The sequence below is a fragment of the Ferrovum myxofaciens genome, from assembly GCF_000735045.1.
Taxonomy (GTDB): Bacteria; Pseudomonadota; Gammaproteobacteria; order Burkholderiales; family Ferrovaceae; genus Ferrovum; species Ferrovum myxofaciens.
On the sequence record NZ_JPOQ01000361.1, the window covers coordinates 1 to 1,354 of the forward strand.

Consider the following 1,354-nt stretch of genomic DNA (forward strand, 5'->3'; position numbering starts at 1 on the left):
GGGTATGGGGGGTGGAGGTCTAATGGGTAGTCTGGCCACTGGGGCGGCTTTGGGCGCCGGGATGGTGGCGGGTGAAGCGCTGGCACATCGTTTGGTGGATGGGCCGAGCGAAGGCACCGGGTCCGCGGATCCGTATGCTTCTGGCGCAGGAGGAAACAGCGATATGGGAGGGCGTGATTTTGGTGTCAGCGATGGGGGCTCCTGGGATTCTGGTTCGGATTCCGGTTGGACCAGTAACGATTCGGGTTCCGACTGGAGTTGAGGTTCGTCCTGCCGTTCTTCATACTTTGAAAACCCTGTGTGTGGCATGATGATCCAGGGAACGAATTGAATTTTTCCGACTCTCTGTGAAAACAGAGGTTCTTTGTCCACCCCCACTATAAAAATGGAGGAGTTTTTCATGGTCGTAAACCGTAAAAAAATGATGGCACTGGTGGCTGTAATGGCCATGGGGTCATCCCTTGCCGTTCTGGCCGATGCCGGAACCCCTCCCTCGGCCAGTGCCCCTGCACCCTCTGCCAGTGTCCCCGCACCGGTGGTGCAGCATAAGGCCCATCATGCCCATCATCCGGATATGTGGATGCAGCACAGTCAAGCCATGTTGCTGGATATGAAAGAGCAACTCAATCTGACCGCTGCGCAACTGGAAGGGTGGAAAGCATGGTCAGGTGATGTCCTGTCCATCACGCAGGCACAAACGGAAAGAATTCATCACTGGCGTGCAGAGCATGAAAAAAAGGCCCTGGAAGAGGATCGTGCAACGGCAGATCACGCTCGTGTCTCCACGCCTGAACGTATGGCTCATGGTCTGGATCACATGCGTCTGGAGGTTGAACGACTACAGGATCATTTGGCGCTACTGGAAAAATTGCAAGCCAGTACGCAAAAGTTTTATGACACCCTGGATACCAATCAGAAAACCATTTTCGATCTCTACTGGCAACAAGCCTATGCGGTGGGAAGCACTATGGGGCATCCCATGTGCGGGCATGGCGAGGGCATGGGAATGGGAATGGGGGGGATGATGATGCATCCGCCCATGCCTCCTGCCCCCCCTGCACCTCCCGCCGCAACCAGTCACTGAACTGGGTGAGTCCTCATTCTCATCTGCATCACTTTCCGGGAGAACCTGCATGAACGCTGACCAAAAGAAAAAGACACAGGTTGTCTTGGCGTGGCTGTTGGTCGGCGTCTTGTGTGTTGTGACCGAACCATCCTGGGCTCGTGGCGGTGGAGGAGGTCATGGCGGTGGAGGAAGGGGCGGCGGTGCCAGGGGAGGAGGATTCCATCAGGGGGGCTGGGGCGGAGGTGGTTGGCGCGGTGGCGGTGGCTGGCGCGGTGGTGGGGGTTCTGT

At 57.0% G+C, this 1,354-nt stretch carries 1 protein-coding gene and 1 pseudogene; both read left to right on the top strand.

Translation table 11 applies throughout. From position 1 onward, the window contains the following. Positions 1 to 262 (top strand): annotated as a pseudogene (locus tag IV91_RS18955) (tetratricopeptide repeat protein); the annotation flags it as partial. A 138-nt stretch (positions 263 to 400) separates the two neighbouring features. Beyond that, positions 401 to 1,084: a Spy/CpxP family protein refolding chaperone gene (locus IV91_RS0114025; protein WP_031599465.1), complete on the top strand. Its 684-nt coding sequence runs from the start codon at positions 401 to 403 to the stop codon at positions 1,082 to 1,084. Positions 1,085 to 1,354: the final 270 nt, after the last annotated feature.